Origin of the sequence: Mesorhizobium sp. M0306 (assembly GCF_040321655.1) — a bacterium.
Classification (GTDB): Bacteria; Pseudomonadota; Alphaproteobacteria; order Rhizobiales; family Rhizobiaceae; genus Mesorhizobium.
This window is the reverse complement of the sequence record NZ_JAMYRY010000021.1, coordinates 92,216-115,359: the sequence shown is the minus strand read 5'-3', so window position 1 is coordinate 115,359 and position 23,144 is coordinate 92,216. Positions and strand designations below refer to the sequence as shown.

Here is a 23,144-nt window from a genome sequence, read left to right as displayed (position 1 = left end):
GGGCGAGGAACCCAAGCTGGAATAAAGCCGCGTTCCAACGCTGAAGGAGCAACTTTGTTCTTGCTTTGTGCCGGCAGCTATGCTAATAATTTGGGTATGGTGCTAATTGGCTCCAACGATCCGCCGCATGGCGGGTTTTCTGTTTGCGCTCGATCTCGAGCGCAGGTCACGCCAGTATGACAACCACTGCGACCACCCCGAACAGCGCAATCAGCAGCAAATCGGCGACGCGGTAGAGTTTCAGCGCCCGCCGGATGTCGGTGCTCTCGACGTCGTCGCGCTGGCCGCCTTCGCCCATCAATGCGTCTTCGACCATGACGCCATCGTAGGAACGGGGGCCGGCGAGCGCCAGGCCGAGCGCGCCGGCCATCGCTGCTTCCGACCAGCCGGCATTGGGCGAGCGGTGCTTTTTCGCATCGCGCCGCACGGCGTGCCAGGCGGCTTTGGCGTCGGCGCCCTTGACCAGGAAAGCGGCGAGTACGATCAGAAGCGCCGATAGCCGCGACGCCGGCAGGTTGATCCAGTCGTCGAAGCGCGCCGACGCCCAGCCGAAGGCTTCGTGGCGCGGGGTGCGGTGGCCGATCATCGAATCGGCGGTGTTGGCGGCCTTGTAGGCGACGCCGCCGGCGAGCCCGCCAATGCCGATCCAGAAGGCCGGTGCGACGACACCGTCGGAGAAATTCTCGGCCAGGCTTTCGATCGCGGCGCGGCAGACAGCGGCCCTGTCGAGCTTTTCCGGGTCGCGGCCGACGATCCGCGAGACGGCAATGCGGCCCATGTCCAGTCCGCCGCTGTCGAGGGCGTCGGCCACCGCTTCGACATGCTCGGCCAGGCTCTTCTGCGACAGCAGCGACGTCGCCAGGATTGCGGTGACCAACAAGCCGAGGGGAATGCTCCAAAGCAAGGTTTCGAGCCAGAGGGCGAGGGCGGCCGGCACCAGCACGATCACCAGCAGCGCGAGGACGCCCCAGCGGCGACGGTGGGCGTCGGAATCAGTGGCGCGGTTGAGCCTGCGGTCGAGAAAGGATATCAGCCTGCCGAACCAGGTGACGGGATGGCCAATGGCATCGAAGAGCCGGGCCGGGTAGCCGAGTACAAGTTCGATGGCCAGCGACAGGAAAGTGATCAGGATCGACATGAAGTCTCTTGATGGAGTGACGGCGGCAGTGGACCACGGCGGAAGCCTTGGCCGGGCGAGGGCGCTTTTCCCTCACGCGCCGCTGCCTTTCGTCGACCTCTCGACCGGGATCAATCCGCACTCCTACCCGCTTTTCGATTTGCCCGCCACCGCCCTGTCGCGATTGCCGGAAGCAGCGCGTGCCCGTGACTTGGCCGAAGTCGCGGCAAGCGCCTATGGCGCGCCGTCGGCGGCGAACGTCGCGGCTGCGCCCGGCACGCAGATCCTGTTGCCGCCCGTCGCTTCGCTGGTCAGCCCGGGCACGGCGCTGGTGCTCGGGCCGACTTATGCCGAGCATCGGCGGGCAGCAGCGATCGCCGGCCATGCGGCGGCCGAAGTCGATGATTTCGAAGCCTTGGCGGCGGCCGACCTTGCCGTCGTCGTCAATCCCAACAATCCGGACGGGCGCGTCGTCGAGCGCGAAAGATTGCTTCGACTTGCCGCAAATTTGCGTGCCAGAGGCGGGCTGCTGGTGGTCGACGAGGCCTTCATGGATGTCGGCCCGCGCAGCGAAAGCCTGGCCGGCGACGTCGACCAGGGCGGCATCGTCGTGCTGCGCTCGTTCGGCAAGTTCTTCGGCCTGGCCGGCCTGCGGCTTGGCTTTGCACTGGCCGACGCGCTGACGGTCGAGCGGCTGGAGGCGCAATTCGGGCCATGGGCTGTTGCCGGGCCGGCGCTCGAATATGGCATAAGGGCGCTTGCCGATACCGGCTGGCAGGCCGGGATGCGGCGCCGTCTGGCCGAGGATGCCGCACGGCTCGATACGCTGTTCGGCCGCTTCGGCGTGCCTGTCGCCGGTGGCACCTCGCTGTTCCGCTATATCAGGCTGGCGGACGCCGCCGGCCTGTTTTCGGTGCTCGGCCAGCGCGGCATCCTGCTTCGGCATTTCGCCGACCGTCCGGATGTGCTGCGCGCCGGCCTGCCGGGAGCCGACGAAGAATGGCGGCGGCTCGAATCCGCGCTTGCCGGCTGGGCCTCGCGGCGCGACGATGATGCCAAGGGAGAAACTACCCAATGATCCATGTCTGCTCGCTGTCCAAAGTCGAGGAAACGGTAACGAAGACCGGGGCCGGGCGGCTGCTTTCGCTGCTTGCCGCCGGCACGGAGGTGATGCGGCCGGCCTCGATCACCAGGGAAAACCATCTGCATCTGGTCATGCACGACATTGCGGTAGCGCAGGAGGGCATGACCATGCCGGGCGAGGAGCATGTCTTGACCCTGCTCGATTTCGCGCGCCAATGGGACCGCTCGCGGCCGCTGGTGGTGCATTGCTATGCCGGCATCAGCCGCTCGACTGCCTCGGCCTACATCATCGCGGCAGCGCTGGCGCCGAAGCGCGACGAGGCCGAGTTGGCCGAGACGCTGCGCGCGCTGTCGCCCACGGCGACGCCCAATCCGCGGCTGATCGCCATTGCCGACGCACTGCTCGAGCGCGACGGCCGCATGAGCCGCGCCATCGAGGCGATCGGGCGCGGCGCCGAAGCGTTTGAGGGCACGCCTTTTGCGCTGAAGATCGACGCTTGATTACGTCAGCCAATCCGCCAGCTTTGCCTTGCGCACGTCCCTCAGCAGGCCGATGAAGCCGTCGGCCTGATGTTCGGCGGTCAGCCGGCCTTTTTCGGCAGTGGCAATGCTGGCGTCGCCGACCACGCCATTCGGGTTGAGATCGCTGGCGATCCAGGCGAAGGCGTGCGTTCCGGTGTGGCGCAGCAGCGAAAATTCCTTTTCGGCGCGGGCGACCTTGGACACGAAATTGTCGGCCTTGGCCATATCGACGAGGTCGGGCCGGAAATGCAGCATCAGTGAGGTCTCGACGTCGCCGCCATGGATGCCGTGGCGGTCTTCGAGCTCGGTGTACATGCCGGCCGGCCGGCCAAAACGCTGCCAGCTGGTCTTTACCGCCAGCATCTTTGCCCGCACGCGCAATTCGCGGGTGATAATGCCCATGATCTCCTCATTGCCGCCATGCGAGTTGACGACGACCAGTTTTCGGATGCCGGCGCGCGCGACCGACAGGCCGAGTTCGGTCCATGCTTCGACCAAGGTCGTCGCCGGCAAAGTGAGGGTGCCGGGCGCATGCAAATGCTCGTTCGACTTGCCTATCGCCTGCACCGGCAGGATGCGGATGTCGAGATCGCCGGGCAGGCGGGCGATCACCGTGTCGAGCATGCCGTTCATGATCGAGGTGTCGGTCGAAACCGGCAGATGGGGCCCGTGCTGTTCGATCGCTGCCAGCGGCAGAACGGCAATGGTCGCCTCCGGATCGATGGTCGCGTATTCGGTGGTCCGGTAGTCACCCCACCATACGCGTTTTTTTGTCCCGGCCATTTTGAACCTCAAAGAGAGACTGAATGCGCGCTTGATGAGGGGCGGCGCCAACCTTTGTCGTGTAACTTGAGATCATCGGCCTGTCGATTCCAGCCGCTGGCCAGCGCTGCTCATCCCGCCGCAATGACCTCGATCTCGACCTTGAATTCCGGCCGGGCAAAGCCGGACACGATCATCAGCGTCGAGGCCGGCGCCGGGCTGGCGAACAGCCGGTCGCGAACTTCCATATAGGGCCGCAGGAACGCGCGGTCGGTGACATAGGCGTTGATGCGGACGATGTCGGACAGGCCGAGCCCGGCCTCGCCGAGAATCGCCGCTATGTTCTGGAAACAGAGCTCGGCCTGTGCGCCGGGCTCCTCGGGGATCTGGTCGTCCGCTGTGATGGCGACCTGGCCCGAACACAGCACCAGCCGCTTGCCGGGCGGCAGCTCGACGCCGTGGCTGTAGCGGGCGAAGGGCGGCTTGATCGACTTCGGCGTGAGGAATTTGAACATGGCAATCTCCGGTTCCCGGCAGCGTAAAGCTGGATGTAGGCGGGCATCAAGATGGCGGTGCATGTCACGAGGGCGATTGTGGACAGGCGATCAAAAAATAGGCACGATGCCTTTCGTACAGCATGACCCGTCCGGCCTTCGCGCCGCCATTGCACAGGCGGGCATTGCACAAGCGGGCGGTCCCGACGCAACGCGCCGGTGGCATGTGTCTTGCTTCTTGAAACAATGGTGTCTAGCCCGGCGCGTGATGCGCCGGAGCGAACAAAGGGTGGTGTGGATGTACGGAAGACTCAAGATTTCGGCGGGCGTGATCTTGCTGCTTGGCGCAGGTACGCTTGCCGCGGCAGCGAACGAAAAAGTCACCTTCGGCACCAACTGGCTGGCCGAGCCGGAACATGGCGGTTACTATCAGGCCGTCGTGGATGGTACCTATGCCGCCTGCGGCATCGACGTGACGATCATGCAGGGCGGCCCACAGGTCAGCGGCCGGCCGCTACTGCTGGCCGGCAAGATCGATTTCTACATGGGCGGCAATCTGCTGTCGGCTTTCGATGCCGTGCAGCAAGGCATACCGATGCGCGTCGTGGCCGCCGACTTCCAGAAGGACCCGCAGGTCATCATGTCCCATCCCGGGCAGGGACTGGACAAATGGGAAGACCTGAAGAACGCCGACCAGTACATCCTCGGCGACGAAGGTGCGCAGACCTTCTTCCAGTGGATGGTCACCGACCTGGGTTTCGACGCAGCCAAGCGCGTGCCCTACACCTTCAACCCGGCGCCGTTCATCGCCAACAAGATGTCGATCCAGCAGGGTTACGTCACCTCGGAGCCATTCGCCGTCCAGAAGCAGGGCGGTTTCACGCCGAACCAGTTTCTGCTGGCCGACTATGGCTGGGACACATATGCAACGACGGTCGAGACCATGCAGGAGACGATCGACAAGCGGCCCGAGGTGGTCCAGTGCTTTGTCGATGGCTCGGCCAAGGGCTGGTACAATTATCTCTACGGCGACAACAAGGCCGCCAACGAAATGATCAAGAAGGAAAATCCGGACATGACGGATGAGCAGATCGCCTTCTCGATCGAGCAGCTGAAGAAATTCGGCGTGGTCGATTCCGGCGACAGCGAAAAGCTCGGCATCGGCGCCATGACCGACGCACGCATCCAGAGTTTCTATGACAAGATGGTCAAGGCCAAGGTCGCGCCGGCGGGCGTCGACATCAAGAAGGCCTACACGCTTTCCTTCGTCAACAAGAGCGTCGGGCTCGACCTGAAGAAGTAGGCCGTGAAGCTGGAGAAAGTGGCGCAACAGCCAGGAAGTGTACCGGGGCCGATGCTGTTGGCGCTGCGTGGCGTCGGAAAGGTGTTTTCCAACGGCGTCACCGCGCTCAGCAATGTCGAGCTGACGATCCGGGAGGGCGATTTCCTCAGCCTGCTCGGGCCGTCGGGCTGCGGCAAATCGACGGCGCTGCGGCTGATTGCCGGCCTGTCGATGCCGACCTCGGGCGTGCTCGACTGGCGCGGCAGCGGCGCCCGCGATCGTTCGAATATCGGCGACCGTTCGAATATCGGCTTCGTCTTCCAGGAGCCGACGCTGCTGCCCTGGGCCGACGTCTTCGACAATGTCTGGCTGCCGCTGCGGCTGAAGGGCGTGTCGCGGGCCAAGGCGGCGCCGGCGGTGATGGAGATGCTGGCGCGGGTTCACCTGACTGGCTTCGAGAATGCCGTGCCGCGCGAATTGTCAGGCGGCATGAAGATGCGCGTCTCGATTGCCCGGGCCATGGTGACCAAGCCGCGGATTCTGTTGATGGACGAGCCGTTCGCGGCACTCGACGAGATCACCCGCTTCAAGCTCAACAACGATCTGCTGGAGCTATGGCAGGATGAGCGCTTTACCGTCGTTTTCGTCACCCACAGCGTCTTCGAAAGCGTTTTCCTCTCCAACCGCGTTGTCGTCATGGCGGCGCGGCCGGGCCGGGTGTTCGCGGAGCTTGCCGTCGACGCGCACTATCCGCGCGACGAGGCATTTCGCACCTCGCCCGACTATGCCGCGCTCTGCCGCCAGGCGTCCGACGTCCTGATCGGCGCCATAAACTCAACTGCCGGACCGCATCATGACGGCCATTGAAGAACAAATCCTGGCGCTCGACCCGGAGGAGGCGCGTCGCGTCCGCCAGGAGCGCTTCGAGCGCATCGGCAGATGGCTGCTGCCGCTGGCGATCATGATCCTGGCGATCTGGCTGTGGGACCGCATCTGTGTCTGGAACGACATCCCGAAATACATCCTGCCGCGCCCCGGCGTGGTGCTGCAGACGCTGCATGACGACGCCGGGCTGCTGTTCTCCTCGCTGCTGGTGACGCTTCGGATCACCTTCCTCAGCCTGCTCCTCGCCGTGGTCGGCGGCGTCGGGCTGGCAGTGCTGTTCGCTCAGTCGAAATGGGTGGAGATGTCGTTCTTTCCCTTTGCCATCGTGCTGCAGGTGACGCCGATCGTCGCGATCTTTCCGCTGATCAACATCTATGTCGATAACCAGACGACGAAGCTTTTGCTTTGCGCCTGGATCGTCGCCTTTTTCCCGATCCTGTCCAACACCACGCTCGGCCTCAATTCCGTCGACCGCAATCTGCGCGATTTGTTCAAGCTCAACGGCGCCACCCGCTGGCAGCAACTGCGCTATCTGCGGCTGCCGGCGGCGATGCCTTATTTCCTCGGTGGGCTGAAGATCGCCGGCGGCCTGTCGCTGATCGGCGCGGTGGTGGCCGAGTTCGTCGCCGGCGCCACCGGCCAGTCGTCCGGCCTCGCCTCGCGCATCATCGAGGCCGGCTACCGGCTAAACGCACCAAGGCTGTTCGCGGCGCTGATCCTGATCTCGCTCACCGGCATCCTGATCTTCCTGGTGCTGTCGCTGATTTCGCATCTCATTTTGCGGCGCTGGCACGAGAGCGCGCTGAGGCAGGAGCGGTGATGGTGGGCAGCGCCAGCACCCCCCTCTGTCCTGCCGGACATCTCCCCCTCAAGGGGGGAGATTGGATGCCATCCAGGATTTCGCCAATTACCAACGTTGCAAGACGAACACCATCGGCGAAGCTGCCAATCTTCCCCCTTGAGGGGGAGATGTCCGGCAGGACAGAGGGGGGTACGCCTTGATACCAGCTTCTGGTTCCTACCATCTTTCCAATGTCCGGCTTCACGCGTCGCTGACGCCGGGCCTTGCTGGAGGCTTCGACGCCGACGGATTTGCGCTTGCCGATATCGCCGTCGCAGACGGCAGAATCTCCAATATTGTCGGACATAGCCGATCCAATGCACCGGCAGACGCAATCGACCTCGCCGGCCGAATCGTGCTGCCCTGCTTCGTCGACTGCCACACCCATATCGACAAGGGCCATATCTGGCCTCGAAAGCCCAATCCCGACGGCACTTTCATGGGCGCGCTGAATGCAACCGGAGCTGACCGCGCGGCGCGCTGGAGCGCCGACGACGTTGCCCGCCGCATGGATTTTTCGCTGCGCTCGGCCTATGCGCACGGTACCAGGGCGCTGCGCACGCATCTCGACAGCGTTGCGCCGCAGGAAGAGATCTCCTGGCCGGTGTTCGAGACGATGCGGGAAAAATGGCGCGGCCGCATCGAGCTGCAGGCGGCCTGCCTACTCGGCATCGAGGGCGTGCGCGACAGGAAGTGGTTCGAGAGGCTGGCCAAGCGGGTGGCTGCGGCCAAGGGTGTCCTCGGCGTCGTCACCTACATGGTGCCGGATCTCGAAGAACTGCTGGACCAGGTGTTTGCGCAGGCGATCAAGCACGGCCTCGACCTCGATTTCCATGCCGACGAGACCGACGATGTCTCGGCGATCTCGCTGAAGAAAATCGCCGAAGCAGCCCTTTGGAACGGTTTTGACGGGAACATCCTGGTCGGCCATTGCTGCTCGCTGGCGCGCCAGCCCGACCTCGACGTGCTCGACACGCTGGACAAGGTCGCCAAAGCCGGCCTGGCGGTGGTGTCGCTGCCGATGTGCAATCTCTATCTGCAGGACCGGCGCGGCGACAAGACAACGCCGCGCTGGCGCGGGGTGACGCTGCTGCACGAGATGAAAGCGCGCGGCATTGCCGTCGCCGTCGCCTCCGACAATACGCGCGACCCGTTCTACGCCTATGGCGATCTCGACATGCTAGAGGTCTATCGCATGGCGACGCGCATCCTGCATTTCGACCATCCCGTTGCCGACTGGCCGCAAGCTGTGACCGCAACGCCGGCCAAGGTGATGCGGCTCGATGGTTTCGGCACGCTTGCCGCCGGAGGGACGGCCGATTTCGTCGTCTTCAGGGGGCGAAGCTGGACGGAATTGCTGTCGCGGCCCGAATCGGATCGCATCGTCGTGCGCGACGGGCATGCGATCGAGCGCCAGCTGCCCGATTATGCCGAACTCGATGATCTGATGGTGGAATGATGGACATTGCGGCGCTCAAGCGCGACCTGGACGGCCTCAAGGTCGACGACCATCCGGCGATCGTCCAGCAGAAGAGCCGCGACTTCTATTGGTACAGCCCGGTGCTGAAGCAGCAGCTCGAGCACGTCACCGGTGACCTGATCGTGACGCCGAAAACCGAAGACGAGGTCGTCCGCATTCTCGCCGCCTGTCATCGGCATGGCGTCCCGGTAACGCCGCGCGGCAGTGGCACCGGGAACTACGGCCAAGCGATGCCCTTGTCCGGCGGTGTGGTGCTCAATCTCGCCGAGATGAACGCGGTCAAGATGATCGCGCCGGGCCGTGTCGTCACCGGCCCCGGCGCCGTGCTCGCCGACATCGACAGAGCGACGCGGGCGCATTCCGGCCAGGAACTCCGCATGTCGCCGTCGACCTACAACACCGCATCGATCGGCGGGTTCGTCGCCGGCGGCTCCGGCGGTATCGGCTCGATCCGCTGGGGCGGACTGCGCGACCTCGGCAACGTCATCCGGCTGAGGACAGTGACGATGGAGGCACAGCCACGTGTCATGGAGCTCACCGGCGAGGACGTGCTGAAGGTGATGCACGCCTATGGCACCAACGGCATCATCACCGAAGTCGAGATGCCGCTGACCGCCAGCTATGACTGGATCGACGTCATCGTCGGCTTCGACGATTTCATGGATGCGGCCGGCTTCGGCAACGACCTCGCCATCCAGGACGGCATACTGGCGAAACTGATCACGCCGATCGCAGCACCCATCCCCTACGATTACTTCAAGCGGCACCAGCGGTTTTTCCGGCGCGGCCAAAGCATCGTCGTCCTGATGATCGCGCCGCATGCGATGGATGCCTTCCTCGCCTTCACGACGCGCAGCAAGGGCGAGATCGTCTTCCGCGCCGACAAGGAGGCCGATCTCAAGGGGCTACCGCCGGCCTATGAGCTGACCTGGAACCACACCACGTTGCGCGCCATCCGCGTCGATCCGACGATCACCTATCTGCAAACCCGCTATCCGTCGCCGGACCACCTCGGTCATGTCAAGGCGATGGTCGAACGCTTCGGCGACGAGGTGCCGGCGCATCTTGAATTTATCCGCTTCGACGGCGCCATCGGCATCGCCGGATTGCCGCTGGTGCGCTTCACCACGGCGGAGCGGCTGGACGAGATCATCCGCATCCACGAAGACAATGGCTGCTGGATCTTCAACCCGCACCGCTACACGCTGGAAGAAGGCGGCATGAAGCGCACCGACGAGGTGCAGCTCGCCTTCAAACGCGAAACCGACCCGCAAGGGCTGCTCAATCCGGGCAAGATGATCGCCTGGGAAAACCCGGACTATGATTATCGCTCCGGCAAGTCGTTTCTGTTTAAGGGGCTGGAGAAGACGGGTTGAGACGATGACGGGCGTGTGGTGCTGTACCCCCCTCTGGCCTGCCGGCCATCTCCCCCTCAAGGGGGGAGATTGGCAGTTCCATCGTCTCGACCATCTTCCAACGTCGTCAACTGGCGAAAGCGATACTGACAGCCGATCTCCCCCCTTGAGGGGGAGATGCCCGGCAGGGCAGAGGGGGGTGCCTCGCGCTGACCTGCGAGATGTTCTCCGGTGAACATCCTCGTCCTCTACGCTCATCCGGTCGAGACCAGCTTCAATGCCGGTCTGCACCGGACCATCGTCGAGCGCCTGAAGGCCGCCGGCCATGTGGTCGACGACTGCGATCTCTATGCCGAGGGTTTCGATCCCAGGCTGACGCGGGCCGAACGGCTGTCCTACCACGGCGAGCGCAACGACGGCGATCCGGCGTCGCCTTATGTCGAGCGCTTGCTGCGGGCCGACGCTCTGGTGCTGTCGTTTCCGGTGTGGAACTTCGGCTATCCGGCCATTCTGAAAGGCTTTTTCGATCGCGTCTTCCTGCCCGGCGTGTCGTTCAAGCTGGTCGACGGCAAGGTGCAGCCGTCACTACACAACATCCGCAAGGTGGTCGCGGTCACCACCTATGGCGGCAGCCGGTTCCGCGCCATGCTGATGGGTGACCCGCCGCGCAAGCTGGTCAAGCGGGTGCTGCGTGCGACCATCAAGCCCGGCGGGTCGGTTTCATACATCGCGCATTATTCGATGAACCTGTCGACCGACGAGACTCGGACGAGGTTCGTGGCGAAGGTCGCGGCCAGGATGGACGCATTCTGAGGTGCGCTACATCCGCACCCGTTCCGCCTTCGGATCGTACATCGGCTTAAGCGACGCTTCCGCCGCAAAGCGCTCGCCGGCGATCTCGATCTCGTAGGACGACGACAGCACATCCGCCTCGCTCTCGCCCTTGCAAGGCACGTAACCAAGCCCGATTGCGCCGCCGAGATGATGGCCGTAATTGCCGGAGGTGATCGGCCCGACGATCGTGCCGTCGCGCAGGATCGCCTCATTGTGGAAGAGCAACGGCTCGGGGTCGTTCAGGCGGAACTGCACCAGCTGGCGTGACAGGCCGGTTTCTTTCTTCCTCAGCACTGCATCGCGGCCGATAAAATCGCCCTTGGCCGTTTTCACTGCGAAGCCGAGGCCGGCCTCCAGCACATTGTCCTCGTCGGTGATGTCGTGGCCGAAATGCCTGAACGCCTTTTCGATGCGGCAGGAATCCAAAGTGTGCAGGCCGCATAGCTTCAGGCCGACATCGGTGCCTGCCTCCGCGATCGCCTCGAAGACATGGGCAGCCTGGTCGGTCGAGACATAAAGCTCCCAGCCGAGTTCGCCGACATAGGTGACGCGGTGGGCGCGGGCCAGGCCCATGCCGATCTCGATCTCCTGAAACGTTCCGAACGGGTTGTTGTCATTGGAGAAATCATTCGGGCTGACCTTTTGGATCAGCTTCCTCGAATCCGGGCCCATCAGGCAGAGCACCGCTTCGGCCGCGGTCACATCGGTGATGACGACGAACTCCTCGGCAAGATGTTTTCGCAGCCACGCCAGGTCGCGTTGTAGCGTCGCGCCGGGCACGACGAGGAAGAAGGCGGTTTCGGACAGCCGCGAGACGGTGAGATCGCTCTCGATGCCGCCGCGCTGGTTGAGCATCTGGGTGTAGACGATCTTGCCCGGCGCCACGTCCATGTTGTTGGCGCAGAGTCTTTGCAGGAAAGCGCAGGCGTCGCGACCCTCGACGCGGATCTTGCCGAACGAGGTCATGTCGAAAAGGCCGACGCCGCTCCTGACCGCCAGATGCTCCTCGCGCTGGTTGTCGAACCAGTTCTGCCGTTTCCAGGAATAGCGGTATTCGCGCTCCTGGCCGGGCCTAGCGAACCAGTTGGCGCGCTCCCAGCCGGCGACCTCGCCAAAGACGGCGCCGCGCGCCTTCAGATGTTCGTGCAGCGGCGAGCGCCTCACGTTCCGCGAGGTTGCCATCTGCCGGTAGGGGAAATGATCGGCATAGAGCAGGCCGAGCGTTTCGGAGACGCGCTCCTTGAGATAGCGGCGGTTCTTCTGGAACGGCTGAGCGCGGCGGATGTCGACCTCCCAGAGATCGAAAGGCGCTTCGCCGTCATTGATCCATTGCGCCAGCGCCATGCCGGCGCCGCCGGAGGAGACGATGCCGATCGAATTGTAACCGGTCGCCATCCAGTAGCCGGAAAGCTCCGGCGCCTCGCCGAGATAATAGCGGTCGTCGGGGGTAAAACTCTCGGGGCCATTGAAGAAGGTGTGAATGCCGGCGGTGGCCAGCATCGGCATGCGGTTGACGCCCATTTCTAGGATCGGCTCGAAATGGTCCATGTCCTGCGGCAACTGGTCGAAGCAGAACTCCTCGCTTATGCCGTTCATGCCCCAGGGCTTCGCCACCGGCTCGAAAGCGCCGAGCATCATCTTGCCGGCATCTTCCTTGTAGTAGGCACACTCGTCGGGCACGCGCAGCACCGGCAGCCGGGAGAGCCCGGGGATCGGTTCCGTCACGAGATAGAAATGCTCGCAGGCGTGCAGCGGGATGGTGACGCCGTTCTGGGCGCCAAGCTCGCGTGCCCACATGCCGGCGCAGTTGACGACGATATCGGTATCGATCGTGCCTTGCTCGTCGCCTTGCGCCCAGGAGACGCCTGTGACGCGGCCGGCCCTGGTATGGACCTTGGTGACCTTGACGTTCTCGAGGATCGTCGCACCGCGCTGGCGCGCGCCCTTGGCCAAGGCCATGGCGATATTGGCCGGATCGCACTGGCCGTCGAGCGGCAGATGCACGGCGCCGACAACATCAGAAACATTAAGATGCGGGTACATCTCCTTGACTTCGTTGGGGGAAATCTCGCGCACGTCGACATCGAAGGCGCGGGCGAGAGACGCCTGCCTATAAATCTCGTGCTTACGCTCCTCGGTCAGTGCCACGGTGATCGAGCCGACCTGGCGCATGCCGGTGCCGACATCGGTCTCGGCCTCCAGCTTGACGTAGAGGTCGGCCGAGTACTTCGCCAGCCGCGTCATGTTCTGCGAGCCGCGCAACTGGCCGATCAGGCCGGCGGCGTGCCATGTCGTGCCCGACGTCAACTGCTTGCGCTCCAGCAGCACGATATCGGTCCAGCCGAGCTTGGCCAGATGATAGGCGACCGAGCAGCCGGAGACGCCGCCGCCGATGATGACCGCCCTCGCTTTGGGAGGAATGGCCTTGGTCGGAATGGTTTTGGTAGGCGGGGCGCTCATGCGGCCTCACGGCGATAGCTTGAGGCGAAGCGGCGCAGGCGCGTGGCAGCCTCCATCAGCACCGGCTCAGGCTGGCAGAGGCTGAAGCGGATGTGGCCGGCTGCAGCCTCGCCGAAGCTCGAGCCGGGCATGACGCCGACCTTTTCCTGGTCGAGGAAAGCCCAGGCGAATTTCTCATCGTCCGGCTCGATGGCCGATATGTCGAGCATGACGTACATGCCGCCCTCGGAGCCGCGCACCGTGATGTTGTTCATGCCACGCATGGCATCGAGGACGACGGTGCGCCTCGCGGCGTAGCGCTCGGCGATCTCCTTGACGCCGTAGCCATTTTCGAGCGCCTCCGCGCAGGCGAGACTGATGAAGGCCGGCAGGCCGTAGGTCATCACCAGATTGAGGTCGGTCAACAGCGAGACCATCGGTTCCGGCCCGGTCAGCCAGCCCATGCGCCAGCCGGTCATGCCGTGGCTCTTCGACATCGAATTGATGACCAGCGTGCGTTCCGCCATGCCGGGCAGCGAGCGTGGTGAGACGTGCTCGCCGCCGCCCAGCGTCCAGTAGACTTCGTCCGACAGCAGCCAGAGGTCATGCTCGCGGCAGATCTGCGCCAGATCTTCCAGGCGCTCGCGCGAATAGACGGCACCCGTGGGATTGTTCGGCGTGTTGATCAGGATGGCGCGGGTGTTCGGCCGAAGGGCGGCGCGGATGTCGGCGGCGCGCGGCTGAAAGCCATCCTCGGCGGGGGTCTCGACGATGCTGAACTCGGCGCCCGCCGCACTGAAGGTATTGGGATAGGTGGCGTAATAGGGCGCGACGACGATGGCATGGTCGCCCTGGTCGAGAACCGCTTGAATGGCCGCGTAGAGCGCGGCTTGCCCACCCGGCGTGGCGATGACCTGGTCGGGATTTGTCGCAACGCCGGTGCAGAGCGTCGACGCCGCGGCCATCGCCTTGCGCAGGCGCGGAACGCCGGCAAGCGGAGTGTAGTGGTGATTGCTGGCGCGGACCGCCGTCACGCAGGCTTCGATCGTCTCGCTCGGCGTGTCGAAATCATGGTCGCCGACCGACAGCATGATGATGTCCTCGCCCGCCTGTTTGCGTGCCCAGGCAGCGGAATGAACCTCCCAGCCATCCTTGCCGGAAGGCACGATGCCGGAAATGCGCGATGATGGTCTGGGCATTATGCTACTCCCGAAATTTCGTAGCCGGCCTGTTCGAGCCGGTCGCGCAGGGTGGCAATGTGGGTGGGGCCGACTTCGCAGCAGCCGCCGACGATGCCGGCGCCGGCCTCGACCCAGCCGATCGCCTGGCCGGCGTAGGCGTCCGGATCGAGGTCGTGGCGGGCGTGCAGCACTTCCACGGTACCGCCATGCTTGAGCGCCTCAATCGAGGTGAAGCCGTTGGCATAGGCGCCGACCGGACCGCCGAGAGCGATCAGTTCGGGCAGCGCTGCAGCGATCGCTTCGGGCCGGCAGCAATTGATCAGCCGGGCCGCGACCGGCAGGCCGTCAAGAGCGCCCGAGGCCGCCGCAATGGCTTCGCCGCTGCGCAGGCGCGGCGTGCCGTGGTCGGCAAGCGTCCACGACACCCATACGGGCTTGCCGCTTTCCGACGCCGCGATGACAGCCGCGCGCGCCTCTTCGGCCGACGCCATGGTCTCGCACAGAAACAGATCGACGCCGTCCGCCTGCTCGGCAACGATGCGGCGATAGATGTCAAGCGTATCTTGGAAGGATATCGTCAGCGCCGGCGCATAGCTGCCGAACAGCGGCGACAGGCAGCCGGCGATCGCCGCGTCGCCGGCCTGGTCGCGTGCTTGCCTTGCCAGTTCTATGCCGCGCTTCTGCAGCGGCTTGAACAGCTCTTCCGCGCCCTCGCGCGCCAGCCGCTCCGGCGTGGCTGAATAGGTGTTGACGGTGATGACGCGGGCGCCGGCGCGGATGAATTCCGCATGCAGGTCGCGCACCAGATCCGGTTCGTCGATCAGCACCCTGGCTGACCACAGCGGCGTCGGCTCGGAACTGCTGCGGCGGACCAGCTCCTGGCCCATGCCGCCATCGGTGAGGATGACTTTCTTCATGCTCTGAGCCTCTCGTTCTTTGGATCCCATAACGGCTCATCCTTCTGCACGACCGCCCGAAAACGTTCGCCGAAGATCTCGACGTCGACCGCGGTTCCCGGCTCGGCGAGGTCGGCGCGCAGCATGCCGAGCGCGATCGACTTGTCGATGCGATGACCCCAGCCGCCGGATGTCGTCTCGCCGACGATCCGGCCGTCATGCCACAGCGTCGACATGGTGGGCGCATCGCAGTCGCCGGGGTTTTCGATGATCAGCGTGACAAAGCGTTTCTTGACGCCCTGCTGCTTCTCGTTCTGTAGCGCCGCCTTGCCGCGGAAGTCGGGCTTGTCCCATCTGACGAAGCGCTCCAGCCCGCCCTGCAGGATCGAGTAGTCGGTCGACAGATCGCCCTTCCACGTACGGTAGCCTTTTTCGAGCCGGAGCGAATCCAGCGCGTACATGCCGAACGGTTTTAGGCCATGCCTCTTCCCGGCCGCCCAGATGGCGTCGAAGATGGCTGCGGTATCGTCGACCTTGCTGTGGATTTCCCAGCCGAGCTCGCCCGCGAAGGACACGCGCACCAGCTTTGCCGAACGTCCGGCGATACTGGTTTCCTGATGCGTCAGCCAGGGCAGGGTGAGGTCGGCCGCGCAGAGTTCGGCGAGGATTTTTCGCGAGTTGGGGCCGGCGAGGATCTGGGTGGAGTATTCCTCCGTCCTGTCGACCAGCTTGAATGTGGCGTCCTTCGGGATGCGCGACTTCAGCCATTCGAAATCATGCCACTGAGCCACAGCGGCGGTGATCAGCGTCATCAGGTTCTCGTCGTGGAGGACCACCGACATTTCGGTGACGATGCGGCCCTTGTCGTCGGCAAAATAGACGAGGCCGATGCGGCCGGGTTTCGGCACCAGGCCTGTCACCTGGAGGCTGAGCCATTCGGCGGCACCCGGACCGTCGAGATTGAAACGGGAAAACCCCGGCAGGTCCAAAATGCCGGCGGCATCGCGGACGGCGAGGCATTCCTCGCGCACGCGATGCTGCCACGGCCCGTCGCGGCGGAAGGTCAGCGTGGATTCTTCGGAGATGTCGTCGCCTGCCTTCGCATACCAGGTGGCGCGTTCCCAGCCATTATAAGCGTCGAACCGGGCGCCGAGTGCCTTGATGCGGTCGTGGATCGGCGACAGCTTGCGGTCGCGCCCGGCCGGCCAGGCATGGCGCGGGAACTGGATGGCATATTCGTTGCCGTAGATCTCCATGCCCTTGGCGACGCAATAATCCGGGGCCGAGGCAAAGGCGGTGAAACGGCGTGGATCGCACGACCACATGTCCCATTCGGTCTGGCCTTGCGTCACCCATTCGGCCAGCACCTTGCCGGCGCCGCCGCCCTGGGCGATGCCGAAGGTAAAGACGCAGGCCTCGAAGGCGTTCGGCACGCCGGGCATCGGCCCGATCAGCGGGTTGCCGTCGGGCGCATAGGGGATCGGCCCGTTGATGACCTTGGACAGGCCGGCGGTGCCGAGGATCGGCACGCGGGCGACAGCATCGGCCAGATAGTGTTCCAGCCGGTCGAGATCGTCGGGAAACAGCTGGAACGAAAAGTCGTCGGGCATCGGATCGTTGTGGCCGACCCAGTGGGCGCGGCAATTGCGCTCATAAGGGCCGAGGTTCATGCCGTTCTTTTCCTGGCGCAGATAATAGGATGTATCGACGTCGCGCAGCAGCGGCAGCTTCTTGCCTTGTTCCTTCGACCACGCCGCCAGTTCGGGGATTTCCTCAAACAGGATATATTGATGGCTCATCACCATCATCGGCACCTCGCGGCCGAACATCCTGCCGACTTCGGCGGCGCGGTAGCCCGCGGCGTTGACGACGATCTCGCAGCGGATCTCGCCTTGCGCCGTCTCGACCACCCACTCGTCGTTCTCGCGGCGCACGCCGGTGACCGGGCAGAAGCGGATGATCTTCGCGCCCATGTCGCGGGCTCCCTTGGCCAGCGCCTGGGTCAATTGCGCCGGGTCGATATCGCCATCATTGGGATCGTAGAGCGCGCCTTTCAGCTCATGCCTCTCGATGAAGGGATAACGGCGTTTGATCTCGTCCGGGCCGACCACGTCGATGTCCATGCCCTGGTAGCGGCCCATGCCCTTGGCGCGCTGGAATTCCTGCATACGCTCGGTCGTATGGGCGAGCCTGAGCGAGCCGGTGACGTGGTAGTTCATGGGATAGCCGACCTCGTCGGCCAGCCGGCGATAGAGCTCGGTCGAATAGCGCTGCATGTTCATCAGCGACCATGACGAGGAGAAAGTCGGCACGTTGCCGGCGGCATGCCAGGTCGAGCCGGAAGTCAGCTCGTTCTTCTCCAGAAGCACGCAGTCGGTCCAGCCCGCCTTGGCGAGATGGTAGAGCGAGGAGGCGCCGACGGCACCGCCTCCGATGATCACCACGCGCGCCGTGGTCGGCAAACCGGCCATGTTCTTCTCCAGATCAATAGACGGGCGGCGAAACCACCCAGATCACCACAGCCGGTTCCGCTCCAGGATTGCGCCAGCGGAACGGCTTGCCGTCAAAGCGGAAGGAGTCGCCTTCTCCAAGCCGGTGCCAGACGCCGGCAATTTCGATGTCGAAGCTGCCGGACGCGACGTAACCGGCTTCCTCAGTCGGCCGGCGCGCCTCGCTCTTCAGCTCGGCACCGGGGGCGAAGACCGAACGCAGCATCTCGAAGCTACCGCCGAGATCCGGCGACAGAAGCTCCTCCACCAGGCCGGAATCGCTTGTGCCAAGCGTACGCCGGTTGCCGGCGCGCACGACCACGCCGCGTTCGGTCTCGACAGGCACGTCATGGCTGAAGAACAGGCTGACCGGCACGCCGAACAATTCGGCGAAGGCCCTGAGATCGCCGAGCGACGGGACCGACAGGCCGCGCTCGACCTGGCTGACCCAGCCGACGGAACGGCCGAGCTTCAGCCCGATTTCGGCAAGCGTCAGGCCGCGCGCCTTGCGCAACGCGCGAATGTCGCTGGCCAGCAGTCGTTCGCCGTTATCTTGTTCCGGTCTTGCGGCGATCGAGGGCAAAGCTACTCCCTTTGATGAATCGCTTGGTGAAAAATGAAGAAACTCGATGAAAAATTCTGGGCAAATTTCATGTGACCGCAGGTCTGTGAAAAAATCAAGATGATTTTCATGAACCCACAAGATTTACTTGCGCCATTTTGACGGTTCAGGCAAAGGCTCGGCGCACGAGCGGCGAGTGGGGCGTCCGGTCGAGGCGGATAGGGCGTCGAGCGTTCATAGAAACTCACAAGGATGCTCCATCACTTCTAGTCGGCGCATGATCCTTTCCGGATAGCCGGGTCCAGGATTATGCGCAAAGGGACAGCCCATGCTGGAAAACAACTCCCGGATTGCGGCGGCGATCGTCGATGACGCGATCACCTCGCGCCGGTCCGTACGCGCCTTCTTGCCCGACATGGTCGACGACGACACCATCCGCGATATTCTCGCCGTTGCCGCGCGCGCGCCCTCAGGCACCAACATGCAGCCCTGGAAGGTCTATGTGACCAAAGGCGAGGTCAAGCAGCGCATCACCGACGCCATCCTCAGTTCGGGCATCCGCGCCGAAAAGGCCGAGTGGGACGAGTACCGCTACTATCCCGACCAGTTCTTCGAACCCTATCTGACGCGACGGCGGGCCAACGGCTTCGGCCTTTACGGCGTGCTCGGCATCGGCCGGCGCGAGGTCGACAGGATGCGTGCGCAGCATGACCGCAACTTTGTCTTCTTCGATGCGCCGGTCGGCATGATCTTCACCGTCGACCGGCGGCTGAACAAGGGGTCGTGGATCGACTACGGCATGTTCCTGCAAAACATCATGGTCGCGGCGCGGGGCAGGGGCCTGCACACCTGCCCGCAGGCCGCCTTCGCGCCCTATCACCGGCAGATCAGGCCGGTGCTCAACATCCCCGACGAGGAGATCGTCGTCTGCGGCATGGCGCTCGGCCATGAGGATACGTCCAAGCCCGAAAATGCCTTCCGCACCGACCGCGCGCCGCTGGAAGAGTGGGTGACGTTCGCCGAGTAAGGTGACGACGCGCCGTCTAGCTACTGCACTTCGTAGCCGACTTCCTCGCTGGCGTGGCAGAGCGCCTTCCAGAACGAGCGGGCAAACGAGCGGAACACATAGATGTCGAACTGATCGGCGCCGGTGCGCTGGATCTGCGCGAAGACGTCGTGATGCATGGTCGAGCGGCCGGCGCCGATCGGGAAGGCCGGCAGCGCGAAGTCGATAGCGAAGAATTTTGCCAGCACCCACTCGGCCTTCGGCCCGGCGATACGGATCGCGGTGCGGCCGTGCGAAAGGTCGGTCACCGTACCGATGGCCGAAGTGACGACACTGGCAAAGGCCGACGCCAATCCCTCGGCTTCATCGACCACAGTGAACTTTCCCGGCGCAAAGCCAAACACCGACCTGATGCCGTCCGTGACACCGCCGCCGGCGCCGTCGGGCAAAGCCAGGCCGGTGACCGCATGGATGCCGGCCATCAACTTCTTCTCCTCGCCGGGCCAGGCGGCAAGCTGCAGGATGGAACCCGGCCTGGTTTCGGAGAGGATGATTTCGACGCCGTGCTCGAATTTGCCATGCGAGCCTGGATGCAGTACCGGCTCAAGCGGTGATTGGCGCTCAACCATGCATGCGGCTCCCGTCCGGATCGAAGAAGTGGTTGGAGACGATCTCGACCGGCCCGAACCGGTTACGCAGCGGATCGGAGACATAAGCGCGCGTGCCGCGCCGCGCCTTGCCGCCCTTGACCAGGGCAAGCGCGATATATTTGCCAAGCGCCGGCGAATAGCAGCAAGCGGTGATGTGGCCAAGCGAGCCGTGCGGATTGGCTTCGTCAAGCTCCTCGACGATGTGCGCGCCGCCGTTTAGCGGCTGGTTGTCCAGCGAGACAATACCCACGAGTTCCAGGCGGTCGGGTGCGATCAGCCCCTCGCGGTCCATCATCGCCGAACCGATGAACGGCTTCTTCTTCGACAGCATCCAGTCGAGATGCAGATCGCGTGCCGTGGTGCGGCCGTCGATCTCGGCGCCGGTGACGTGGCCTTTCTCGATGCGCATGGTGCCCAGCGCCTCCAGCCCGTAGGTCACCAGCCCGAACGGCTTGCCGGCTTCGATCAGCGCCTCCCAGACATGGGTGCCGTAACCGGCGCCGGAATAGACCTCGAAGGCCATTTCGCCGGAGAAGGACAGCCGGCAGATCATCACCGGCACGCCGGCGATCTCGCCGTGGACGATGCCCATGAAGGGCAGGGCGGCATTCTCGACGGCGGAGCCGCTGACGCAAGCAGCCAGTATCTGCCTGGCCTTCGGCCCGCCGATGGCGGCACCGGCCCATTGGTCGGTCACCGAGGTGACGTGGATCTTGAGCTCCGGCCAGATCACGTCGAGGAAATATTCCAGATGCTGCATTACCTTGCCGGCATTGGCGGTGGTGGTGGTCATCAGGAAATCCTGCTCGCCGAGCCGCCATGTGGTGCCGTCGTCGAAGGCGAGACCGTCCTCGCGCAGCATCAGCCCGTAGCGCGCCTTGCCGACGGCCAGCGCCGAAAACATGTTGGTATAGACGCGGTCGAGGAATTCCGCAGCGTCCGGGCCTTGCACCGCGATCTTGCCCAGTGTCGAGACGTCGACGATGCCGGCGCTCTCGCGCGTGGCTCTCGCTTCGCGCACATAGGCCTGCTCGATCGTCTCGCCGGGATGGCCGTAGATCATCGGCCGGTACCACAGGCCGGCCGAATACATGGTGGCGCCGTTGGCGACGTGCCAGTCATGCATCGGCGTTAGCCGCTCGGGCTTCAGATCGCCGAAGCGTTCGGCGGCAAGCGAGCCGATCGACACCGCCGAAAAGGGCGGGCGAAAGCGCGTCGTGCCGACCTGCGGGATCGGCTTGCCCAGCGCCTCGGCCATGATGGCGAGGCCGGGTATGTTGGAGTTCTTGCCCTGGTCCGTCGCCATGCCGAGCGTAGTGTAGCGCTTCAGATGCTCGACCGAGACGAAGCCTTCGCGATGCGCTAGCCGCACGTCATCCGCCGTCACGTCATGCTGGAAATCGACGAAGCTCTTTCCTTCGGCCTTGATCTCGAACACGGGCGCCGGATCGGGATCACCAGGTGCTGCCTCAACGGCAGGCAAGGCCGCCGGCGTGGCGGTTGCGCCCGCAGCGGAAAGACCGGCGGCGCGGCCTTCGGCGATCGCCTCGGCGGTGGAGAAACTGCCGGTGAAGGCGCCGGCGCCGATCCATTGCCGTGTCGTCGGCTTGGGCGGCAGGAAAGCTTGCAATGCTTCGTTCCACTCCGCTCTGGCGCCGGCCTGGCTGGCCAGATGGATGGTCGGCGACCAGCCGCCCGACATCAGCAGGCAGTCGGCGTGGATGCTGCGCGCATCGCCGGAAAGCGCGCCGTTGACCATGTCGAAGCGCTGCACCTTGAAGCCGGAAAGCGCCTTGCCGCCCTCGGTGGCGATCACCGCGTGGCCAGAAAAGATCTCGGCCTCCGCTTCGCGGGCCAGCTTGCGCATTTCGCTCGAAAGCTCCGGGCGCACGTCGACGATGGCGACGACGACGGCGCCGGCCTTCTTCAGCGCCAGGGCCGCGCGATAGGCGCTGTCATTGTTGGTGAACACCCCGATCCTGTCGCCGGGCAGCACGCCATATTCATTGGCATAACGCTCGGCAGCATGCGCCAGCATTACGCCTGGCCGATCATTGCCTGGAAAGACCAGCGGACGCTCCAGGGAGCCGGTAGCCAGCACCACCGATTTGGCGCGGATCGTCCAGTAGCGATGGCGCGGCTCGCCCTTGCCGGGCGTTTCCTTGTGGTCGGTGACACGTTCGATCGCGGCAAGCGTGTTGCCGTCATAATAGCCCCAGACGGTGGTGCGCGGCAGCAGGCGGACATTGTCACGGCCTTCAAGCTGGCCAGCGGCGCGGGCCACCCAGTCGGCGGCCGGCATGCCATCGATCGTCTCGCCCGACCAATTGGCCGAGCCGCCGAAATGCGGCTCGAGCTCGGCCAGGATGACGCGTGCACCCTGATCGGCAGCCGCCTTGGCGGCCATCAGCCCGGCCGGGCCGGAGCCGACCACCAGCACATCGCAAAACGCATTCATACGTTCGTAGCGCGCCGTATCGGGAGCCGTGCCTGCCTTGCCCAGGCCGGCGGCACGGCGGATGAAATGCTCACAGAACATCCAGAAGCGCGTGCCTTTCAGCGGACCGATAACCGGTCCCATGAAAGTCTTGTAATAGAAGCCGGCCGACAAAAGCTTGCCGCCGAGCTGGTTGACGGCGCTGACGTCCCAGGCAAGCGAGGGGAAGCGGTTCTGGCTGATTGCTGCCAGCCCGTCATAGATCTCGACCATGGTGGCAGGAATGTTCGGCTCGCGAACCTCGCCCCTCAACACGGTGACCAGCGCGTTTGGTTCCTCGACGCCGGCAGTCAGCACGCCGCGCGGGCGGTGATATTTGAACGAACGCCCGAACAGGGTGACGCCGTTGGCCAGCAGCGCCGAAGCCAGCGTGTCGCCAGCATGGCCGGTATAGGGCGCGCCGTCGAAGGTGAAACGGATGGTACGCAGCCGGTCGATGCGGCCGCCGGCCTCGGTACGGCGCGGGCTCATGGCTTGTCCTCGGCCCGGTGCCGCGCAACCGAGTTGTGGTCGCCGCGCGCGAACGCGGTGCCGGAGATCTCGTGCGTCAGCGTGTTGCGCACGACCCTGAGATGGGCGCGGCAGCCGCCCGAATGCTGCCAGATCTCATTGTGGTCCCCGGCCGGGTTAAGCCGGTCGTAGACATAGGCATTCCAGGCGTCGAGGTTCTGCGAGGCGGGCTGTGGGCGCTGGCGGTTGCCGTCGCCCTGATAGGTGAATTCGATCACGTCGCGCGGACCGCAATAGGGGCAGGTGATGAGCATGGATT

22 protein-coding genes are annotated in these 23,144 nt (G+C 64.4%); 10 read left to right on the top strand and 12 right to left on the bottom strand.

All coding sequences use genetic code 11. From position 1 onward, the window contains the following. Positions 1–180 (top strand): hypothetical protein (locus NKI95_RS24260; RefSeq protein WP_352719743.1); only part of this gene is annotated, 180 nt, incomplete at its 5' end. Here NKI95_RS24260 and cbiB read toward each other — a convergent pair. Next, entirely contained in the window at positions 167–1,138 is a 972-nt protein-coding gene (gene cbiB / locus NKI95_RS24255; protein ID WP_352719742.1) for an adenosylcobinamide-phosphate synthase CbiB, read from the bottom strand. The two genes, NKI95_RS24260 and cbiB, sit on opposite strands and share 14 nt — an antisense overlap. Here cbiB and cobD point away from each other — a divergent pair. Both cobD and NKI95_RS24245 read left to right on the top strand, forming a co-directional pair. Continuing rightward, positions 1,137–2,195 (top strand): threonine-phosphate decarboxylase CobD, encoded by a 1,059-nt coding sequence (gene cobD, locus NKI95_RS24250; protein WP_352719741.1) that lies wholly within the window; start codon positions 1,137–1,139, stop codon positions 2,193–2,195. The two genes, cbiB and cobD, sit on opposite strands and share 2 nt — an antisense overlap. Continuing rightward, a complete protein-coding gene (locus NKI95_RS24245; RefSeq protein WP_352719740.1) occupies positions 2,192–2,701 on the top strand; it encodes a tyrosine phosphatase family protein in 510 nt (169 codons plus the stop codon). Before cobD ends, NKI95_RS24245 begins: the two co-directional genes overlap by 4 nt. Here the strand turns inward: NKI95_RS24245 and NKI95_RS24240 are convergent, their stop codons facing one another. Both NKI95_RS24240 and NKI95_RS24235 read right to left on the bottom strand, forming a co-directional pair. Next, on the bottom strand, positions 2,702–3,505 hold the full coding sequence (locus tag NKI95_RS24240) for a creatininase family protein (RefSeq protein ID WP_352719739.1): 804 nt from the start codon (positions 3,503–3,505) through the stop codon (positions 2,702–2,704). It abuts the gene before it with no gap. Between the two features lie 110 nt (positions 3,506–3,615). Further along, entirely contained in the window at positions 3,616–3,999 is a 384-nt protein-coding gene (locus NKI95_RS24235) for a RidA family protein (protein WP_292662997.1), read from the bottom strand. A gap of 277 nt (positions 4,000–4,276) precedes the next feature. On the opposite strand from NKI95_RS24235, the gene NKI95_RS24230 reads away from it, so the two are divergent. The 6 genes from NKI95_RS24230 to NKI95_RS24205 all read left to right on the top strand — a co-directional run bounded on the left by NKI95_RS24230 (position 4,277) and on the right by NKI95_RS24205 (position 10,634). Beyond that, entirely contained in the window at positions 4,277–5,281 is a 1,005-nt protein-coding gene (locus NKI95_RS24230; RefSeq protein ID WP_352719737.1) for an ABC transporter substrate-binding protein, read from the top strand. A 3-nt stretch (positions 5,282–5,284) separates the two neighbouring features. Next, complete coding sequence (locus NKI95_RS24225; protein ID WP_352719736.1) at positions 5,285–6,127, top strand: ABC transporter ATP-binding protein; 843 nt, start codon at positions 5,285–5,287, stop codon at positions 6,125–6,127. Next, complete coding sequence (locus NKI95_RS24220; protein WP_352719735.1) at positions 6,114–6,965, top strand: ABC transporter permease; 852 nt, start codon at positions 6,114–6,116, stop codon at positions 6,963–6,965. The genes NKI95_RS24225 and NKI95_RS24220 overlap by 14 nt, the downstream gene beginning before the upstream one ends. A 178-nt stretch (positions 6,966–7,143) precedes the next feature. Beyond that, the gene (locus NKI95_RS24215) at positions 7,144–8,445 is read left to right on the top strand and encodes a cytosine deaminase (RefSeq protein ID WP_352719734.1); all 1,302 of its coding nucleotides are present in this window, start codon (positions 7,144–7,146) and stop codon (positions 8,443–8,445) included. Further along, positions 8,445–9,842 carry an FAD-binding oxidoreductase gene (locus NKI95_RS24210; RefSeq protein ID WP_352719755.1) on the top strand — a complete coding sequence of 466 codons (1,398 nt, stop codon included), beginning with the start codon at positions 8,445–8,447 and terminating at the stop codon, positions 9,840–9,842. The genes NKI95_RS24215 and NKI95_RS24210 overlap by 1 nt, the downstream gene beginning before the upstream one ends. A 210-nt stretch (positions 9,843–10,052) precedes the next feature. Then, the gene (locus NKI95_RS24205; protein WP_352719732.1) at positions 10,053–10,634 is read left to right on the top strand and encodes an NAD(P)H-dependent oxidoreductase; all 582 of its coding nucleotides are present in this window, start codon (positions 10,053–10,055) and stop codon (positions 10,632–10,634) included. Between the two features lie 6 nt (positions 10,635–10,640). Here NKI95_RS24205 and NKI95_RS24200 read toward each other — a convergent pair whose 3' ends face one another. From NKI95_RS24200 to NKI95_RS24175, 6 genes are read right to left on the bottom strand one after another with little or no spacing between them, the layout of a single operon-like run. Beyond that, positions 10,641–13,115: a GcvT family protein gene (locus tag NKI95_RS24200; RefSeq protein WP_352719731.1), complete on the bottom strand. Its 2,475-nt coding sequence runs from the start codon at positions 13,113–13,115 to the stop codon at positions 10,641–10,643. Continuing rightward, entirely contained in the window at positions 13,112–14,293 is a 1,182-nt protein-coding gene (locus tag NKI95_RS24195; protein WP_352719729.1) for a pyridoxal phosphate-dependent aminotransferase, read from the bottom strand. The genes NKI95_RS24200 and NKI95_RS24195 overlap by 4 nt, the downstream gene beginning before the upstream one ends. Continuing rightward, on the bottom strand, positions 14,293–15,192 hold the full coding sequence (locus NKI95_RS24190; protein WP_352719727.1) for a homocysteine S-methyltransferase family protein: 900 nt from the start codon (positions 15,190–15,192) through the stop codon (positions 14,293–14,295). Before NKI95_RS24190 ends, NKI95_RS24195 begins: the two co-directional genes overlap by 1 nt. Beyond that, positions 15,189–17,642, bottom strand: coding sequence for a GcvT family protein (locus NKI95_RS24185; protein ID WP_352719725.1), 2,454 nt, complete (start codon positions 17,640–17,642; stop codon positions 15,189–15,191). The genes NKI95_RS24190 and NKI95_RS24185 overlap by 4 nt, the downstream gene beginning before the upstream one ends. 13 nt (positions 17,643–17,655) lie before the next feature. Then, positions 17,656–18,243, bottom strand: a complete 588-nt coding sequence (locus NKI95_RS24180) for a helix-turn-helix domain-containing protein (protein ID WP_352719724.1) — start codon at positions 18,241–18,243, stop codon at positions 17,656–17,658. A gap of 2 nt (positions 18,244–18,245) precedes the next feature. Then, positions 18,246–18,470 carry a hypothetical protein gene (locus NKI95_RS24175; RefSeq protein WP_352719723.1) on the bottom strand — a complete coding sequence of 75 codons (225 nt, stop codon included), beginning with the start codon at positions 18,468–18,470 and terminating at the stop codon, positions 18,246–18,248. A gap of 80 nt (positions 18,471–18,550) precedes the next feature. On the opposite strand from NKI95_RS24175, the gene NKI95_RS24170 reads away from it, so the two are divergent. Beyond that, positions 18,551–19,249 (top strand): nitroreductase, encoded by a 699-nt coding sequence (locus tag NKI95_RS24170; protein WP_352719721.1) that lies wholly within the window; start codon positions 18,551–18,553, stop codon positions 19,247–19,249. Between the two features lie 20 nt (positions 19,250–19,269). Here NKI95_RS24170 and NKI95_RS24165 read toward each other — a convergent pair whose 3' ends face one another. The 3 genes from NKI95_RS24165 to NKI95_RS24155 are packed head-to-tail and all read right to left on the bottom strand — an operon-like array spanning position 19,270 to position 23,139. Next, positions 19,270–19,857, bottom strand: a complete 588-nt coding sequence (locus tag NKI95_RS24165; RefSeq protein ID WP_352719720.1) for a sarcosine oxidase subunit gamma — start codon at positions 19,855–19,857, stop codon at positions 19,270–19,272. Then, positions 19,850–22,846: a sarcosine oxidase subunit alpha gene (locus tag NKI95_RS24160; protein ID WP_352719719.1), complete on the bottom strand. Its 2,997-nt coding sequence runs from the start codon at positions 22,844–22,846 to the stop codon at positions 19,850–19,852. Before NKI95_RS24160 ends, NKI95_RS24165 begins: the two co-directional genes overlap by 8 nt. Then, positions 22,843–23,139: a sarcosine oxidase subunit delta gene (locus tag NKI95_RS24155; RefSeq protein WP_352719718.1), complete on the bottom strand. Its 297-nt coding sequence runs from the start codon at positions 23,137–23,139 to the stop codon at positions 22,843–22,845. Before NKI95_RS24155 ends, NKI95_RS24160 begins: the two co-directional genes overlap by 4 nt. Between the last annotated feature and the right edge of the window lie 5 nt (positions 23,140–23,144).

Bases quoted from the DNA above. Each gene is read 5' to 3' on its own strand.
- NKI95_RS24195 (WP_352719729.1), bottom strand. From the start codon at position 14,293: ATGCCCAGACCATCATCGCGCATTTCCGGCATCGTGCCTTCCGGCAAG.
- NKI95_RS24185 (WP_352719725.1), bottom strand. From the start codon at position 17,642: ATGGCCGGTTTGCCGACCACGGCGCGCGTGGTGATCATCGGAGGCGGT.
- cobD (WP_352719741.1), top strand. From the start codon at position 1,137: ATGAAGTCTCTTGATGGAGTGACGGCGGCAGTGGACCACGGCGGAAGC.
- NKI95_RS24190 (WP_352719727.1), bottom strand. From the start codon at position 15,192: ATGAAGAAAGTCATCCTCACCGATGGCGGCATGGGCCAGGAGCTGGTC.
- cbiB (WP_352719742.1), bottom strand. From the start codon at position 1,138: ATGTCGATCCTGATCACTTTCCTGTCGCTGGCCATCGAACTTGTACTC.
- NKI95_RS24235 (WP_292662997.1), bottom strand. From the start codon at position 3,999: ATGTTCAAATTCCTCACGCCGAAGTCGATCAAGCCGCCCTTCGCCCGC.
- NKI95_RS24160 (WP_352719719.1), bottom strand. From the start codon at position 22,846: ATGAGCCCGCGCCGTACCGAGGCCGGCGGCCGCATCGACCGGCTGCGT.
- NKI95_RS24170 (WP_352719721.1), top strand. From the start codon at position 18,551: ATGCTGGAAAACAACTCCCGGATTGCGGCGGCGATCGTCGATGACGCG.
- NKI95_RS24240 (WP_352719739.1), bottom strand. From the start codon at position 3,505: ATGGCCGGGACAAAAAAACGCGTATGGTGGGGTGACTACCGGACCACC.
- NKI95_RS24245 (WP_352719740.1), top strand. From the start codon at position 2,192: ATGATCCATGTCTGCTCGCTGTCCAAAGTCGAGGAAACGGTAACGAAG.
- NKI95_RS24155 (WP_352719718.1), bottom strand. From the start codon at position 23,139: ATGCTCATCACCTGCCCCTATTGCGGTCCGCGCGACGTGATCGAATTC.
- NKI95_RS24210 (WP_352719755.1), top strand. From the start codon at position 8,445: ATGGACATTGCGGCGCTCAAGCGCGACCTGGACGGCCTCAAGGTCGAC.
- NKI95_RS24220 (WP_352719735.1), top strand. From the start codon at position 6,114: ATGACGGCCATTGAAGAACAAATCCTGGCGCTCGACCCGGAGGAGGCG.
- NKI95_RS24230 (WP_352719737.1), top strand. From the start codon at position 4,277: ATGTACGGAAGACTCAAGATTTCGGCGGGCGTGATCTTGCTGCTTGGC.
- NKI95_RS24165 (WP_352719720.1), bottom strand. From the start codon at position 19,857: ATGGTTGAGCGCCAATCACCGCTTGAGCCGGTACTGCATCCAGGCTCG.
- NKI95_RS24200 (WP_352719731.1), bottom strand. From the start codon at position 13,115: ATGAGCGCCCCGCCTACCAAAACCATTCCGACCAAGGCCATTCCTCCC.